A 16,506-nucleotide genomic window follows, 5' to 3' on the forward strand; every position below is an offset into this window, starting at 1 on the left:
AATCTAAAATCTAAAATCTAAAATTGTATAATGGACTATATCATCAGAAACACAATCACGGTCGGATTGCCTGCTTTAATGCTATTTATAGCCATAGCAGCTACAGGTAAAACAGGTGACGCAGCCGTTTGGTCGGGTTTGGTTAAAGTCGGCGGTTCCTTTGGTATGCTGATTGGTTTAGGTGTGTTGGTATTTGCAGGATTTGTTGCCAATTATTTTAGTTATTTTGTGGTAGATAGCTTGCTGGTGAGATTTTATCAAAAGCGGCGAGAGTTGGAACAGCCAGAACAACTGGTAGCAGAAATTGATAAATTGCTGATTACCAACGACCTCAAAATCAAGCTAAAATGGGCGGTGATGCACAGCATGACCAACAAAAGCCTTAGCTTGAAGCACCTAATTTTAAAATGGTTTATTATCGCAGCCACTGTAAATGCCGTATTGTCAATAGTCGGTTATTTGGGAGAATTCAACATTTTTTTTGAATTGACTTCTCATTTTAAACTACAATATCTGCTGGTTGGTTTCTCTACTTTTATATTCTTCGCTCTCGTGCGCTCAAAAAAAATATGGTGGCTGGTGAGCGCATTTTGCATTATCATTAATTTGGCGGAAATTGTTCCTTGGTATTTTCCAGCGGCCGCCTTTGCCGGAGCAACTCCTGGACAAAACCTGCGGATTTTGCATTCAAATGTTTTAACGAATAACCGACGCTATTCTGAGGTGATATCGCTGGTAAAAGCAGAACAACCAGATATCGCGGTTTTTGTCGAAGTCAGCACAGTTTGGGCGAAGGAGTTAGCCGTCTTAAGCGATATTTTTCCTTACTCTTCCAACCTGCAAGAATCTGATAGATTTGGCAGTGCAATATACAGCAAGCTGCCTTTAGAAAATGCTTCTATTAAAGCCTTTTCAAAGCGAAGAAAGAGCTTGTCTGCGGATGTGAAATTTCAAGGTAAAATCATTTCTTTGATTCTTGTTCACCCCACTGTGCCGATCAAACAGCAGAGTTTTATCGAGCGCAATCGACAGCTAGCAGGCATCGGCGAGTATGCAGCCCAAGTCAAAAATCCGGTGATTGTGCTTGGCGATTTCAATACCACAATGTGGTCGCCTTTCTATAAAAATATGGTCAAAACCGGAAACCTGCGAAATGCGCGATCGGGCTTTGGCATTTTACCGACTTGGCCGACTTTTATGCCGCTGGCTTATATTCCGATCGATCACTTTCTAGTCAGCAAAGAAATTGGTGTTTTGAAGATTCGTACTGGCCGCAATGTCGGTTCGGATCATTTGCCGTTAATTACAGATTTGGTTCTTTGAAGCCAAGATTCGATATTTTCTAACAAATTATTGATTAACTGTATCTGGTATTGCTGAATATTAGTCTGTAGCGGCTCTTTGCTGTCTTGAAAACAGATAACTTTTCCGGCGATTTCCTTGTAGTGTTGCAGCATGGAAAAAGTATCGGTACTGAAGCGAGCGAGATAGTTTTTAGCAGCCTCACTGCAAATTTCCTTTACTTGATTTAGATAAGCTTCTGACGATTCAGGCGGCTTCTCATACCCAGTTCTTTTATTCAAAATATAGCTAGCACCGCCGACTACTGCAGCTCCCACAGGCCCGCCCAATAGCCAACCTAAGCCTGTGGCGATCGCCACTGGAGCCACTTCGCCCTCGATCGACTTTTGAGCTGGAGGTGGTGGCGGCTCCGGTAAACTGACTTGCGGGGATGGAGGAAAGGAAATCAAAAGTGCGATCGGCTGTTCTTTCTCAAAGAATTCGCAAGCTTTATTTACCCATTCTGCGATGGTTTGCTGCTGATGTAAGACCTCTCTCTCAAATTTTAGCTTCCAGGCGTCAAAACTTCCTTCCTGGAGCGACAGCGCCATTTCCGATTGATACCGCTGCAAAAGTGTGGGCTGGTAAAGCCAAATCTCGAAATCGGAAACGCTGGCTTGAAAGCCTTTTGATATCAATTTTTCGGCTTTTTGTTTAATTTCAATTTTGTCTTTATGCTTCTTTTGAGCTGCGGCTATTTCTGCGGTGACAGTTTCAGCTTTGGCTCGGAGAGATTGGCAAATTTTAGTAGCTATAGCTTCAATTCTAGGCAACTTAACTGCTAGTTGTTCCTGTTGAGCTGCCACAATACTTTGCAAAGCCGATTCAAACGTAGCAATTCCTGTAGTTTGGGCTGCGGCCACATCTCCTTTTAGCCTAGCCCTCAAAGCCGGCAAAGCATCGACGCGGTAGATATTGCTGATATTGTTCGGCAAGTTCGAGCGAAAACTTTCGGCAACAAACAACAACCGATTGTATACTTGTTTTTGGTCGTCTGGTTCGAGTAGATTGAGAAAATTGGCAACAAAGACGACTGTGTTGATGTTGCGATCGCTCAACCAATCTCTCAAGTTCTCCCGTTCGCCTAAAGTCATCAATTTGCGAGCATCTAAAACCTGCACAACTAAATCAGCCGTTAGCAATTTATCCCGAACCAAATTATCCTGTTGTTCCCGATCGTTGGTTCCCGGCAAATCCAGCAATTCCACACCCGTTTTCAGGAATGGATGGGGACAATAAACATTAACGGCGGCCACATCATCCCGCATTTGTCTCGCGTCGTCAAGGATGGCATAGCGTTTCAAAACATCAGTCCCCGGTTCGCTAATTTCCGTGCCGTCTTTCAGGGTAATTTTTGCGTGCAATTCCTCGCCGTAGTTGACATAAATGGCAGCACCTGTAGTGGGCACAAGGTCGATCGGCAAAGCACGATTTCCAAGCATTGCATTGAGCAAAGTTGACTTGCCGTAATTAAACGGGCCAAAGACAGCAATTTGAAAAGTTGGTTTGGCGAGATAGTCGCAAATTGAGGTGGTATCTCGATACAGTTGGGAGTTTTTATCAAGTTCGAGAATACCGAGTGCTGATTTGAGATAGTCTGTCAGGTCTTGATAAATTGCGGGTTGTTGCATATTGTTGTTTTATTTTAAGCGGATGCTAGGAAACCTTGATATAGCGATTCAATACTCTGCGACTCGGCAGAAACATCAGCCTCCAATTTTTTCAACCGCTGCGATTCAGCCTGACAATTAATCTCGCGAGATTCCTTTTGTTCCAGCAAATTATCTAACTCAGCTTTCCGAGAATTAATATCCGCATTCATCCGATCGCCCACTTCTCGCCCGTAAACATCAAAACACTCTTTCACAGCATCGTGAATCGGCTGCCACTGCTCTTGAGCCACCTGCGGCAGATATTTCACCAACTCTTTTTTTGCCGCTTTAACCAACTGTTTGTTAGCTCCGTCTGCTTGCAAAACGCCAACACCAATCCCCAACAAAGCTAAATATAGCGGCCCCAAAACAACCCCGGTCAAACTAGCAAAAATTGTACTGACGCTCAACACAGTGATTAAATTAAGCAGGATATTTTTCCAGTCAAAACCAGCTCCTGCCATTGCTACGCCCGCCAGATTTCCGGTCGTTAACGAGAACAATCCCATCGCCCATTTTGCCCAAGCTGGCGAGTTATCTTCGTTCGAGTTGCTGACTGCTGCTGGTATTTTTTGCCCGGTCAGTTTTTCGGTGATTTTTTCAGTCACTTTCGTGTAAGATGCTCCGTAATTTGCCGCACTTTTCGATAGCTGCGAAAATGCTGAATTCATCTCTTGTTCTGCGGTGAGAGTCCAAGCTGCTAGTTTGTCATTGATGTACTGCTCTAATGCTCGTTTGAGCGATGCTTCAAAGGCTTCTCGCTTGCCTTGGCTGAAGAAATCCAGAAATTTTAGATCCGGTTGATACCGCAAAAAGTCTGTTTCAAAGGTGTTTTCTAAGTTGAGAACGTAGGCGCGGAAAGAATCTGCGATCGCCCGCGATTTACTATCTCTAACTTCGATAATTTCTTGTTGAAACTCATCCCGAATTTGAGTCAGCTTCTTAAACTCCGGCTCAACTGAATTAATTTTTTCCTTCAACTCATTGACATCGCGATCGAGTAATGGTAATCTGCGCCCAACAGCTTCGCGGACACGAGCAGAAATTTGACGCGCCAAAGTCCTCGCCGGGCGCAATTCCGAAATCGCCCTTTCCTGGGTCAAAAACGTATTCAGTGCCGCCATAAACTCGGGAAAACCAGTTCCTGTCAAATCCGCCTCCGGGTTTTTCATCCGCAGCCTGAGCGCCTTAATTGAGGTAATTGCAAACACTCGCTCGTCGTAAATATCGTGTCCTTCTGTTAAACAATATTCAGCCAAATTAGCTTGAAAAACCCGCCGCAGTTTCCCTTCTGCTTCTGCTAATTCTTCAGGATCATCCGGGTCAATCAAACTTTCCCGCACCTGATCCCAAGCATTGATCAAAAAGAAAATGCTTAATCCGCGATTTTTGATGTAATTTTCTAAATAACGTCTTTCACCCATTGTGCAAGGCTGAGTTGCTCTGAGCACAAACAAAATAGCGTGGCAGTTGTTGATGTAACCCAGAGATAATTCATTGCGGGCTTCTGTATCGTTCAGTCCGGGACTGTCTACTATTTCTATGCCTTTTTCCAGCAAAGGTAAGGGATATTCTACTACGGCACAATCGATATCGGGAAATGCTGGTTTCTTTTCTTCTTCTAAACGTTTTGCCTCAGCGGGGTCAATTGTGTAGTTCTGTTTAAAACTTTTAAAATCTAGCTGTTTGGGGCTTTTGCCGTCATTGAAATAAACGGTAACTTTTTTTTCTGAACCGTAGCGCAAAATCGTCAACAAAGCTGTACAGGGATTTACATCGCTGGGCAGTAAGTTTTCGCCGATTAACGCATTGAGAAAAGTGCTTTTTCCGCGTTTCATATCACCTAGCACTAACAGGCGAAAGACTCCTTGGCGCAAGTTTTTACTGGCGACATCAATGTCAGCGTTGTCTGTTTCTAAACCGAGTTTTCCCGATGCTTCTCCTGCTGCTAATTCTGATTGGTTGATGGCTGTGGCGATGTTGCTGAGGCGATCGGCAATTTCTCGGCGGACGGCGGCTACGCGCTCTAAATCGTTGAGAAAGTTGCTAGTTTCTACTTTAAGGTTCATGGCTGTTTCCTGATAGTTTCCTGCTTGAGCTTTCAACTTCTGTCTTCTTCAATAAACATTTTGTAAGCTATGAAAGCAATGCCTCCCACTATCAGCGCGGCTGCCAGCCAAGATGCTATGCGAACTGCAACGATAACAGCAATGACAATGCCTGTAAATTGAGCGGCTGCTATAATTTTTCGGCGCCACTGTTTGAGTTTGCCGTTAACTTGGCTGTCTGGTTCTTGGTACTTGCTTGTTAGATGTTCGGGCACTGAGCGGTCGATTTCGGCTTCTAGTTCGCGGAGCCGAATTTCTTGTTCTCGCTTCCGCAGTTCTTGTTCTTTACGCCGGAGTTCTCGGGATTTGTTGTCTGGAGAATTCATAAATTTTAGCCTGTTTTCCGCTGGAAAAATGTGTTATTTATTGTCAATGTTGCGGAGCCATAAGTTCTCTACGACTGTAACTCACCTTTTCCCCCATGTCGAGAAATGTTAAGAAATTTTAAAAAGAGCGATTCCCTACGGGATAGCTACGCTTCACGACTAATTAAGCCGATCGCCCTAGGCCCTAGACTAGCCGCTGCAAATCATCAATAGCCTTCGGGCCCGATAGTAGTGCGATCGCACTCGGCTTCCGACAAATCACCCAAGCGCGATCGAAATAAGTTGCAGCCCGCTAATTGAGCTTTGCTTAACTTTGCTTTCTCCAAATTAGCTCGACTCAAATCCGCATATCTCAAATCGGCATTCGTCAAATCTGCATTGTACAAATCCGCACCTTGCAAATTAGCTTTCTGCAAATTAGCACCTTGCAAATTGGCGTGACGCAAATTTGCTCTTGATAAGTTTGCTCTTGATAAACTTGCTTCCGACAAGTTAGCTTGATAAAGTTGAATGTCGCCCAATTCAGCCTCTTGCAAATCAGTTTTATAAAGATTAGCTTGCGTCAAATTTCCGTAGGGCAGATAAGCTCGCCTCAGAACGCTACCAGAAAGATTTATTTCTGTCAAATCTGCTTGAAACAAGTTATTTTCACTTAAGTCAACGGCGTTAAAGTTTCGCTGGCCCTCAGCATACTGAGCAAGCAATTCCTCAGCGCTTAGCTTTTGCATTTTCACTCCTCATGACGACAGCTACTGCAGCCAATCCATAACAGTAATTAATGGTTATTATTCTGCGTATTTATACTTAGGCATATTCTTATGTTAAGCTTGTGTAACAACAGTCGCATTTTTTCTAAGATTTTTTTTATATTTGTAAATTTCTGCCTTACTCGACCAGTAAGCGGTTAGTAATGTCAAGATCGATCGAGAAACCAAAGCCAATCCTCTACTGAAATATGCCAGAACATCCTCTCTCCATTGCTGAGCACTACCACGAACGCACCAAATACGACCCTGAAACCATTGCTGCTAAAAGCAAACAGCTAGATTGGACAGAGCAACCTGTGCCTTTCAAAGAATATAAAATTGGAGCGTATTTTGACCTCAAGCCTTATCTAAAAGATCCCTCGGAGGATGCCGATGCCGATCCCGATGCCGCTTGGTGGCATCGGTTATCTAGCTTGTTGCTGTGCAGCTACGGGTTGACGGCGAAAGTGCAGACGGTAGACGATAGCTACCTGTATTTGCGCTCTGCACCGTCGGCGGGTGGACTCTACCCAGCAGAGGTTTATTTAATCTCCCGTGGCACTGCCCAGTTGCCGGCCGGACTCTACAACTATCAGTGCAGAACTCATTCACTTGTTCATTTTTGGGACAGTCAAGTTTGGCCGACATTGCAAGCAGCTTGTTTCCAGTCGCCAGCGCTAGAAAATACCCAATTGGCGATCGCCATTACCACTGTTTTTTTCCGTTCTTCTTGGCGTTATGAAGACCGAGCTTATCGGCGAATTTTTCTAGACACTGGGCATTTATTGAGTAATATTGAGTTAGCTTGCGCCGTCAACGATTACCGACCTCACCTGATTGGAGGATTCGCCGACGAAGCTGTCAATGAATTACTTTACATTGACTCGGAGCAAGAAGGAGCGATTTGTATAGTTGCTTTAGCCGACTTGCTAGATATTGACCAAAACTTGCCTAAATTTAAAACAGCTTTGCCCGGAAACACCACCACTGATTACCCGAAAATTTCCGAAGGTCAACTGTTAAAATACCTTCACAAAGCGACGCATTTAGAATCAGACCCTACCGGAGCTGATGGCTGGAAAATTGATGAAAGTGAAGGGGAATTAGAGGATAAATACAACTTTCCATTTTGTAGTAAAGTTTCGACTGTCACTCCTTCGATTCCTTGGGGAGTGAACCTGGAAAATTTAGAAAACACTATGCTCAAAAGGCGTTCGACCCGTGCTTATACAGGTGCTTCTTTGAGCTTGGGCGAACTGCTAGCTATGCTGGATTTTACTTACCAGCCCCAGCACTATATCGACCAAGGATTAGACGGTTATCCCGACTATTTCGATCTAAGTTTGATCGAGACTTTTATTGCTGTTTCGGGAGTAAATGGGTTAGAAGAAGGCTGTTACTATTACGCTCCGAAAGCTCAAGAATTGCGACAAATTCGGTTTAAAAATTTCCGCAGGGAACTGCATTTTTTGTGTTTGGGGCAAGACTTGGGCAGAGATGCGGGGGCGCTGTTGTTTCACACGGCGGATTTGAACAGGGCTGTAGCAAAATATGGCGATCGAGTTTACCGCTATTTGCACATGGACGCGGGTCATTTGGGCCAGCGGTTGAATTTAGCAGCTATGCAACTGCGTTTGGGTGTCAGCGGTATCGGGGGCTTTTTTGACGATCGCGTCAATGACGTTCTCGGTATTCCTGCGGGTGAGGCTGTGCTTTATATTACAAGTCTTGGAAGACCTCGATCGTAAGAATAAGTCAATCGATTTTAGATTTTAGATTTTAGATTTTAGATTGAAGAATTGGCGTTGCTGATTTATGGTATGAACTACTCAATCTGCCAACAATGAAACAAGCGAGTCAGTCAATCTTCTGAATTTTCAAGTGATAGCGGTAAAGTGAGGATTGCAAACCTGTAATAGAGAGGTTTTACGTAAGTCCTACCATTGCTATTTGCCAATGCAAAATCTGCTAAATATTCTATCGAGCACTGATTCTGTCACTTCTTCGCCCGTAACTTCCCCCAATGCTTGAATAGCCCCGCGCAAATCTATTGTCCAGAAATCTAAAGGCAATTTATTGCTCATAGTATCTGTGCACTGTTCCAGAGAAATTTTAGCTCTGGTTAACGCCGCTGCTTGTCGCTGGTTGATTGCTAAATCTGAGTTTGCTGCTTGCAAATTTCCCCCGCTGACGGCATCTAAAATTGCTGTTTCTAAGTCTTCTATCCCTCGATCGAGGGCGGCGGCTGCGGCAACAATTGGGTGAATTTCTGAGGAAAAAGGTAGTTCGGTAATGGTGTTTACTAAGTCTATTTTGTTGATAATTATAATTAGCTGGCGGTGCTTTACTTGTTCGTAAATTTCCGAGTCTTCCTCTGTCCAACCAGATTCTGCGTCAATTGTCAACAACACTAAATCGGCTTGTTTTGCTGCTGCGCGAGATCGCTCAACGCCAATTTTTTCTACCTTGTCTTCGGTTTCTCGAATGCCCGCAGTATCGAGCACCTGCACCGGAATGCCGCCCACAACTAGCTGCGATTCTACGACATCCCGCGTCGTACCGGGCAAATCCGTGACGATCGCGCGATCGCTCTTACTCCACGCATTCAACAAACTCGATTTTCCCACATTCGGCCGCCCAACAATCGCTACTTTTAAACCTGTTCTCAACAATTCTCCGCGATCGGCAGTCGCCAAAATTGTTGACAATTCCTCCAAAACATGATTTATTTCCAAAGAAGTTTTAGCTTCATCTAAAGGCGGCAAATCTTCCTCAAAATCAATTCTTGCCTCAATTTCTGCCAGTACGTCCAAACAAGTTGTTCTCAATTTGCGAATTGGCTGCGCTAATTTTCCTTGCAAACCGGCCAAAGCACTTTGTGCAGCAGCGGGCGATTTTGCTCCCACCAAATCTGAGATACTTTCAGCTTGAGTTAAATCCAGCCTCCCGTTCAAAAAAGCCCGCAGCGAAAACTCTCCTGGCTGCGCTAATCTCGCCCCATTTTCCAAACATAACTGCAAGACTTGCTGCACAGCCATAATGCCGCCGTGACAGTGAAATTCTACCACATCTTCGCGAGTAAAAGAACGCGGTGCTTTCATGATTAACAATAAAGCTTCATCGACTAATTCTTGAGTTTTGGGGCGACGGATATGACCGTAAAGAATGCGGTGAGACTCCCAGATTTGCCGTCCTGGGGTGCGAAACAGAGTTTCGGCAATTTTTAAGGCTGCGGAACCGGAAACTCGCACAATGCCGACGCTGCCTTGTTGGGGAACTATGGCAGTGGCGATCGCTGCGATCGTTCCTCCTTTGGTTAATGATTCAGACATTTTTATTATTCACACATTCAAAAGTTCTTTCAATATCCTGTTTTTGAGTATCAGGCAATTGCTTGTCGATATTTGAGAGTATAAATCTCTAGTTTGTCATTCAAAAAATTAAAATAGCCGCCCTTTAGGGCAAAATGCACCAGTTTCCGGGTCGAAGCGTAGGAGATATTTGGTAATATTTTCCCTAGAGTCGCTAATTGCTCGTCGGCTGCGAGAGACCAGATAACTTGAATTAGGGATTCAACCAGTTGTACGTTCATTTGACTGACCTCCGGCTTGGTTGTTAAATTATACATATCTCATTGACAGGATAAACAATTTCAGCATTTTTTTTCTAAAATATTAGAAGAGCGTGGCAACAGCGAGGGACTTGGCGAGCCAATCCGATCGCCCGTTTGTCCAGTCAGTCGATTTTAGATTTTAGATTTTAGATTGACTCCACAAAAGAATCGGGTAGCTTCAACTAGGGTCTAAAATTTTGGGAGGCTAACGACTCCTGTGGGAAAGCAACTATCCGTTTTTGGGTAGGAGTCACGGCTCGATCGAACTTAAATTACTCAGCCACATATTTTGGCTATTCTGATTTCATGCGATAATGGAAAATTGACAATCAAGCATCCAGGATACCCGCCACGTGATTCATCCGTCCAGAAATAAAAAACCTGTATCCGATGAAACTTGCCCCCCGAATTTATCTGTGGGGTCAGTCGATTTTCGATTTTCGATTTTCGATTCTCGATTTACCCCACAGATAAATCTGGGAGCTTGAACTAGGGTCGAAAATTTTTATCTTTCCACGACTCCTGTACGTGGCAGCGTATCCGTTTTTGGGCTGGGTCAATGCTTCAATCTAAAATCTAAAATCTAAAATCGATTGACAGGGTAGAGGGCAAAGTATGATTGGTCAACTTCTAGACAGACGTTACCGCATCATTAAAGTCACAGACTCAAGTGAAGTGGGAAAAACTTATCTAGCAGCAGATACTCACCGTCCTGGGTATCCGCAATGCACGGTTAGAGAAATGCGACTCCCCGGCACAAGTTCACAAACTCCAGAATTAGTCAAAGTTATATTTCAACGAAACGCCGAAATAATTGAAAAGTTGGGAAAACACGACAAAATCCCGGAATTATTGGCGTATTTTGAGGAAAATCAAAGTTTATACTTAATTGAAGAATTTATTGCCGGTTCACCTTTAAGTCAAGAACTAATACCCGGTCAACCTTGGGATGAAGATCAAGTAATTGGTCTGCTATCAGAAATATTAGAAATTTTGGTGTTCATACACGAGAAGGGTTTTATTCACCGCAGAATTCAACCAGACAGAGCGATCCGGCGCGAGTCTGACGGCAAATTTGTATTGGTAGACTTTAGCTTAGACAAAGAAATTAACCCGGAACTTGCTAACTGTCATTTGTTGTCGCAAACTTCCCCGAACTCTGTTAAACGGCATGAGGCAAAAAAACAGGATTTGGCGGCCCAGGAGTTATACGTGCCGATCGAACAATTGAGCGGCAACCCCCGTTACAATAGCGACATCTACGCTCTAGGTACGATCGCCCAGCTTGCCGTCACGGGACTCTCACCCAACGAACTGAGTGCCTTAAAAAACAACAACAACGAAATTCCCTGGCGAAACCGAGCAACTTGTTCGGCAGCCCTAGCAGATATTATCGAGCAAATGGTGCGCCCCGACTGCGAGGAGCGCTATCAGGAGGCCGCCGAAGTTTTAGCAGACCTCAAACAAATCGCCGTAAAATTGGAGGTTGAGCCGCCGCCAGCCACAATCATCACGCACGCTATGAGTCAACCGCGAAGACAAAGCCCAACCAAACTGCTGCTGTTGGCTGCAACAGCGGCAGCTTTAATCTTGACGGCACTGATAACTTACTTTTGGCAGAGTCAAAGTCCGGCGAGATCAAAAGAATTGTTAGCCCGCGGCGTGGCCAAGGCGCAGCAAGGTGACACAACAGGCGCGATCGCCGATTATACTCAAGCGCTCGCCATGAATGCCACCGATGCGGAAACTTACTACAAGCGGGCAAACGCTCGCTACGACATGGGGGCAACCGAGCAAGCAATACAGGATTACACGCAAGCAATTAAAGTCAATCCTAGCCACACCAAAGCTCTCTACAATCGAGGTATGGCCCGCCTCGACATCGGGGACAAGCGGGGGGCCGTGGAAGATTTCACCCAAGTCGTGCGACTGAATCCCAGCGACGGTGAGGCATACTCGCAGCGGGGTTTAGCTTACTACGAGTTGGGCGACTACGCCCAGGCAATTGAAGACTACACTCAAGCAATTCGGCTCAGTCCCAACGATGCTACAGCTTACAGCAATCGGGGCTTAGCTCGATCGGCTGCAGGCGACAAAACAGGAGCAATGGCAGATTTTACTCAAGCCCTTCAAATTAGTCCCAAACAAGCTGGCGTATACTACAGTCGTGGTCGATCGCGGTTTAATCTGGCAGATTATCAAGGAGCGATGGAAGATTATACTAAGGCGATCGAATTGCAACCAGATATCGCTGATGCTTATACCAATCGGTGCAGCGCTTACTTGAATTTGGCCACCTACGACAAAGCGATTGCCGATTGCACCGAAGGAATTCGCCTCGATCCAAAAGATGAAGCAGCTTACAACAACCGCTGCATTGCTTATCTGAATTTAAAACAATATCAAAAGGCCAGCGAAGATTGCAGTTTGACGATCGGACTCAACGGCAACAATCCCAAAGCCTACAGCAATAGAGGATTAGCTCGATCGGCTTCGGGAGACAAGCAGGGAGCTTTAGAAGATTTTACTCAAGCAATTCGGCTCAATCCCAGCGATGCAGTAGCTTACAGCAATCGCGGTACTATTTACTCAGAACTAAAAAATTACCCTTTAGCGGTTGAGGATTTCGCTCACTCGCTGCGGCTCAACCCCAACAATGCTAGCGCTTTTTATAGCCGAGGCCTCGTCCGCCGCCAACTCAAAGACCGTGCTGGGGCGATCGAGGATTTTCAGAAAGCTGCAACCTTGTTTCTAGAACAAGGAAGAGCCGATGGTTTCCAAAACGCACAATCACAAATCAACGACCCTAAATAAACTCTTAGTTTCCATTCAGATGTTAAAAAAACAAGAAAAAAGGAAGAAGGAAGAAGGAAGAAGGAAAAAGGAAGAAGCTCAAATTACCAACTTCCCCTTACCAACTCCCCCTTACCAACTCCCCCTTACAAATTCCCAATTACCAACTCCCCGTTACCAATTCTCAATTATAGATATGAACATGGTTGGTCAACTTTTAGACAGGCGTTATCGCGTAGTGCAAATCCTCAGTTCAGGAGCTTTTGGACAAACTTATTTAGCTGTCGATACTCGCCGGCCGGGCCATCCTCAATGTGTAGTCAAACAACTGCGCCCTCCCAGCAACACTTCCACAGTTCTCAAAACAGCTTATCGCTTATTTAAACAAGAAGCAGAAATATTAGAAAAGCTGGGAAAACACGATCAAATTCCATTTTTACTAGCTTATTTTGAAGAAGCCAATCAATTCTACCTCGTCGAAGAGTTTGTGCCCGGACACGCCCTAAATAGGGAAATTGTGGCCGGTCAACCTTGGCGAGAAGAACGAGTGCTGGATCTGTTGCAAGAAGTGTTACAAGTTCTCGCCTTCGTACACTCTCAGGGAGTGATTCACCGTGATGTTAATCCCTCCAACTTAATCCGCCGCAAACCAGACGGCAAATTAGTTTTAATTGACTTTGGTTCGGTTAAAGAAGTTGCCAGTCACGTCAGCGATCACGATACAGAGTTTCCGCGCACCATTGCTACTGGAACTCCGGCTTATATGCCGATCGAACAATTTCAAGGCAACCCGCAATTTAGCAGCGACCTCTATGCAGTCGGGATGATGGCAGTCCAAGCTATCACTGGTTTACCCGGTACGGATTTGCCCAAATTGCAAGATCCGAGTCCTTCTCATACGGGGGAAATTGTTTGGCGAAACCGAGCTCAATGTTCTGTGGGATTAGCCAATATAATTGACAAAATGGTCTGTCACCAATTTGGCAAACGCTATCAATCTGCCGAGGAAGTTTTGGTAGCTCTCAGCAAGTTGAGACACCGCCAAGAGCCTGTGAATACGGCTAACAAGAAAAGTATTGCTCCCAGCTTAGTATCTTCTGATAGTTTTTATTCACGTTTGGGAAGTCGATTTTGGTTGCTGATTTTGGCGGGCGTCGGGGCAGCGATAGTTCTGGTATTTCTGTTTAGTTATTGGAGCCGCCCAAATCCGATTAAAGCTAAGGAATATTACGAACAGGGAGTGGAAAAGTCTCGCAATAAAGATGCGGATGCAGCTTTGCAGGCTTTTAATAAGTCAATTCAATTGAATCCTAAAAATGCTGAAAGTTTTTACCAGCGCGGTAATGCTAATTATGATTTACAAAAGTATGAAGAAGCAATTGCAGATTATTCTCAGGCAATCGCTCTCAATCCTAAATATGTTCAGGCTTATTTTAACCGCGGCCTAGCCCGTCACGATTTTAACGATACACGGGGAGCGATTGAGGATTACACTCAAGCTTTGAATCTCCAGCCAAACGATGTTGATACATATTATGAAAGAGGAGTTGGTTATTTAGAACTGCAAGATTACAAGGCCGCTATTCAGGATTTTACCGGAGTAATTCGGCTGCAGCCGAACCTTGTTAAAGCTTATCATTCGCGGGGGTTAGCTCGTGCTGGGAGTGGCGATTTGCAGGGGGGAATTGGAGATTATACTGAGGCCATTAAACTTGATCCTAAGAATGTTGATGCTTTTTACAGTCGGGGGAGAGCTCGCTTTCACCTAGGAGATTATCAGGGAGCTTTGGCGGATTATTCTCAGGTAATTGCGATCGATCCCAAGAGTGCAGATGCTTACGCTAATCGTTGTAGCACGCAGTTGAATTTGGGAGCGCATCAAGCGGCAATTGACGATTGCACTCAGGCAATTTCGCTGAGCGAGGAGGATGGGGTTCCTTACAACAATCGCTGCATTGCTTATTTAAATTTGAAGGATTATCCGAAAGCAATTGCCGATTGCACTCAAGCGCTAACAGTAAATCCGAATGATTTTAATGCTTTTAACAATCGTGGTTTAGCTCGCAGCGCCGGGGGTGACGCCCAGGGGGCGATCGCAGATTTTACAGCAGCAATCGGGTTCAATCCCAACAATGCGGAAGCTTACGCCAATCGGGCTAAGATTTATCAGGAGTTAAAGAATTACAATAGTGCGATCGCAGATTACGTGCAAGCTATTCGGATCAGTCCGAATTATGCTGCTGCTTACTACGGTAGAGGCATGGTTCGCCGCTCATTGGGAGACAAAGCAGGAGCAATTAGCGATTTAGAAAAAGCCGGCAAAATGTTTCTCGATCAAGGACTTACCGGCGGTTACAAAGATGCACAATTTGAGATTGAAAAGCTCAAGTAGTTATTAGTCAGTTGTTAGTTGTTATTCAACAGTCAACAGTCAACAGTTAACAGTCAACAATGCCCCCTGCCCAATTCCGTTTAAGAGTTTTGAAGTCTCTTCACCAACTCATAAAACGGTTCCCAATTATCCTCAATAGCTATGGGCTCCCAAACAGCCTCAATTGCCGGTCTCAAGAGCGACTGTTCGGGATTGTGTTTCCGCAACCTGTCCGCCATTTGATCCATATCATCCGTAGACAAACTTTGCAAAACGTGATAGTAAAACTGTCGCCAAGGTGCGATCAAGTTTGCGGGTTCCGCCTCAGCAAAAATTAGACTAGCATCATCTCGCCAAGTGCGATCGAACTGCCTTCGCAATTCCCAAAAGAAATCGTGATACTCAACTTGAGAATCCGCCAGCATTTTAATTGTCAGCTTCAACAACTCATCTCCCTCCGCCTCTGGCAAATCCTCAAATCCCAATCTATTTAGCATTAACTGCCGATAAGCTGCATTATAATAATCGCCAAACTTTGCCAAACCCGCATCCATATCAGCTTGAGGAATCGCCGCTGCTAGCGGTTCCTGGAGCTTCTCTAAATTGTCCCTACAAATCAACGGTTGATTCCCGTAACAATAAAGACCAGAATAGTCAAAATAAGCGGCGGTAAATTCCGGTTTGTAAGTTGGGATAAAAGCGAAAGGCCCGTAATCGAAACTTTCTCCCGTAATCGACATATTATCAGTATTCAGCACGGCATGGCAAAATCCTGCTGCCATCCACTGAGCAACTAATTCAGCTACTCGCTGGACTAAATCTGCATAAAATAGCGCATATTTGTCCGGGGCAGAAAAACTAGCTTTGCTTGCTTCTAAATGCAGTTCTGGATAGTAATATTCAATAACAAAATCTAAAAGTTTTTTAGTTAAATCCGGGCGGCGGATATAGTGCAACCTTTCAAAAGTTCCAAACCGAATGTGAGAATGACTGAAACGCACCATTACGGACGATCGTGTCGGAGATGGTTCGTCGCCCCGCCACAAAGCATCCCCAGTTTCAACTAAACTAAAACAGCGAGATGTCCGCACTCCCAATCGGTGCAAAGCTTCGGCGGCTAAAACTTCGCGAATTCCCCCTTTGAGAGTAAGTCTACCGTCACCGCCCCGCGAGTAGGGAGTGCGGCCGGAACCTTTAGTGCCGAAGTCGTAAAGTCTGCCATCAGTGCCGCGAACTTGGCCGTATAAGAAGCCTCTACCGTCACCTAAATTGGGGTTATATGCGTTGAATTGATAGCCGTGATAGCGGAGTGCGAGAAAGGGACGGACGCAGTGAAATTTGCCGAACGCTTCGATGAAATGTTGGTCGGTTACTTGCGCCGGATCTAAACCCAATGTTAGCAATAATTGGTCATTGCGGAAGCGGAGAATATGCTGCGGAAAGTCGGCTGCGGGAACTTCATCAAAATAGTCGCCGCCGAGGGATTCGAGGGCTGGTTCGTAGTTGAGGGAAAGCAAAGGATTTGACATTTTTCTATTTTATCTTGAAATTGGCGA

Annotated in this window: 11 protein-coding genes; 4 read left to right on the forward strand and 7 right to left on the reverse strand. The window is 44.9% G+C overall.

What is annotated here, in order from left to right:
- Positions 1–30 precede the first annotated feature (30 nt).
- Positions 31–1,323 carry an endonuclease/exonuclease/phosphatase family protein gene (locus tag QUA03_RS09250; protein WP_333211482.1) on the forward strand — a complete coding sequence of 431 codons (1,293 nt, stop codon included), beginning with the start codon at positions 31–33 and terminating at the stop codon, positions 1,321–1,323.
- On the opposite strand, the gene QUA03_RS09255 is transcribed toward QUA03_RS09250, so the two are convergent.
- From QUA03_RS09255 to QUA03_RS09270, 4 genes are all read right to left on the reverse strand, one after another.
- The gene (locus tag QUA03_RS09255; RefSeq protein ID WP_333211483.1) at positions 1,290–2,972 is read right to left on the reverse strand and encodes a dynamin family protein; all 1,683 of its coding nucleotides are present in this window, start codon (positions 2,970–2,972) and stop codon (positions 1,290–1,292) included. The two genes, QUA03_RS09250 and QUA03_RS09255, sit on opposite strands and share 34 nt — an antisense overlap.
- A 14-nt stretch (positions 2,973–2,986) precedes the next feature.
- Positions 2,987–5,062 (reverse strand): dynamin family protein, encoded by a 2,076-nt coding sequence (locus tag QUA03_RS09260; RefSeq protein ID WP_333211485.1) that lies wholly within the window; start codon positions 5,060–5,062, stop codon positions 2,987–2,989.
- Between the two features lie 32 nt (positions 5,063–5,094).
- Complete coding sequence (locus tag QUA03_RS09265; RefSeq protein WP_333211487.1) at positions 5,095–5,427, reverse strand: hypothetical protein; 333 nt, start codon at positions 5,425–5,427, stop codon at positions 5,095–5,097.
- 206 nt (positions 5,428–5,633) lie between these two features.
- Positions 5,634–6,155, reverse strand: coding sequence for a pentapeptide repeat-containing protein (locus tag QUA03_RS09270; RefSeq protein WP_333211488.1), 522 nt, complete (start codon positions 6,153–6,155; stop codon positions 5,634–5,636).
- Between the two features lie 227 nt (positions 6,156–6,382).
- Between QUA03_RS09270 and QUA03_RS09275 the strand changes: the two genes are divergently transcribed.
- Positions 6,383–7,921: a SagB/ThcOx family dehydrogenase gene (locus tag QUA03_RS09275; RefSeq protein WP_333211489.1), complete on the forward strand. Its 1,539-nt coding sequence runs from the start codon at positions 6,383–6,385 to the stop codon at positions 7,919–7,921.
- 198 nt (positions 7,922–8,119) lie between these two features.
- On the opposite strand, the gene mnmE is transcribed toward QUA03_RS09275, so the two are convergent.
- Positions 8,120–9,505 (reverse strand): tRNA uridine-5-carboxymethylaminomethyl(34) synthesis GTPase MnmE, encoded by a 1,386-nt coding sequence (mnmE, locus tag QUA03_RS09280; RefSeq protein WP_333211491.1) that lies wholly within the window; start codon positions 9,503–9,505, stop codon positions 8,120–8,122.
- A gap of 50 nt (positions 9,506–9,555) precedes the next feature.
- Positions 9,556–9,765, reverse strand: coding sequence for a hypothetical protein (locus tag QUA03_RS09285; RefSeq protein ID WP_333211493.1), 210 nt, complete (start codon positions 9,763–9,765; stop codon positions 9,556–9,558).
- Between the two features lie 636 nt (positions 9,766–10,401).
- On the opposite strand from QUA03_RS09285, the gene QUA03_RS09290 reads away from it, so the two are divergent.
- Both QUA03_RS09290 and QUA03_RS09295 read left to right on the forward strand, forming a co-directional pair.
- Positions 10,402–12,600: a tetratricopeptide repeat protein gene (locus QUA03_RS09290; RefSeq protein ID WP_333211495.1), complete on the forward strand. Its 2,199-nt coding sequence runs from the start codon at positions 10,402–10,404 to the stop codon at positions 12,598–12,600.
- Positions 12,557–14,971 carry a tetratricopeptide repeat protein gene (locus QUA03_RS09295; RefSeq protein ID WP_333211496.1) on the forward strand — a complete coding sequence of 805 codons (2,415 nt, stop codon included), beginning with the start codon at positions 12,557–12,559 and terminating at the stop codon, positions 14,969–14,971. The genes QUA03_RS09290 and QUA03_RS09295 overlap by 44 nt, the downstream gene beginning before the upstream one ends.
- Positions 14,972–15,051: 80 nt before the next feature.
- Here QUA03_RS09295 and QUA03_RS09300 read toward each other — a convergent pair whose 3' ends face one another.
- Positions 15,052–16,479, reverse strand: coding sequence for a protein adenylyltransferase SelO family protein (locus tag QUA03_RS09300; RefSeq protein ID WP_333211497.1), 1,428 nt, complete (start codon positions 16,477–16,479; stop codon positions 15,052–15,054).
- Between the last annotated feature and the right edge of the window lie 27 nt (positions 16,480–16,506).

It is taken from the genome of Microcoleus sp. S36b_A4, from assembly GCF_036700645.1.
GTDB lineage: Bacteria > Cyanobacteriota > Cyanobacteriia > Cyanobacteriales > Microcoleaceae > Microcoleus.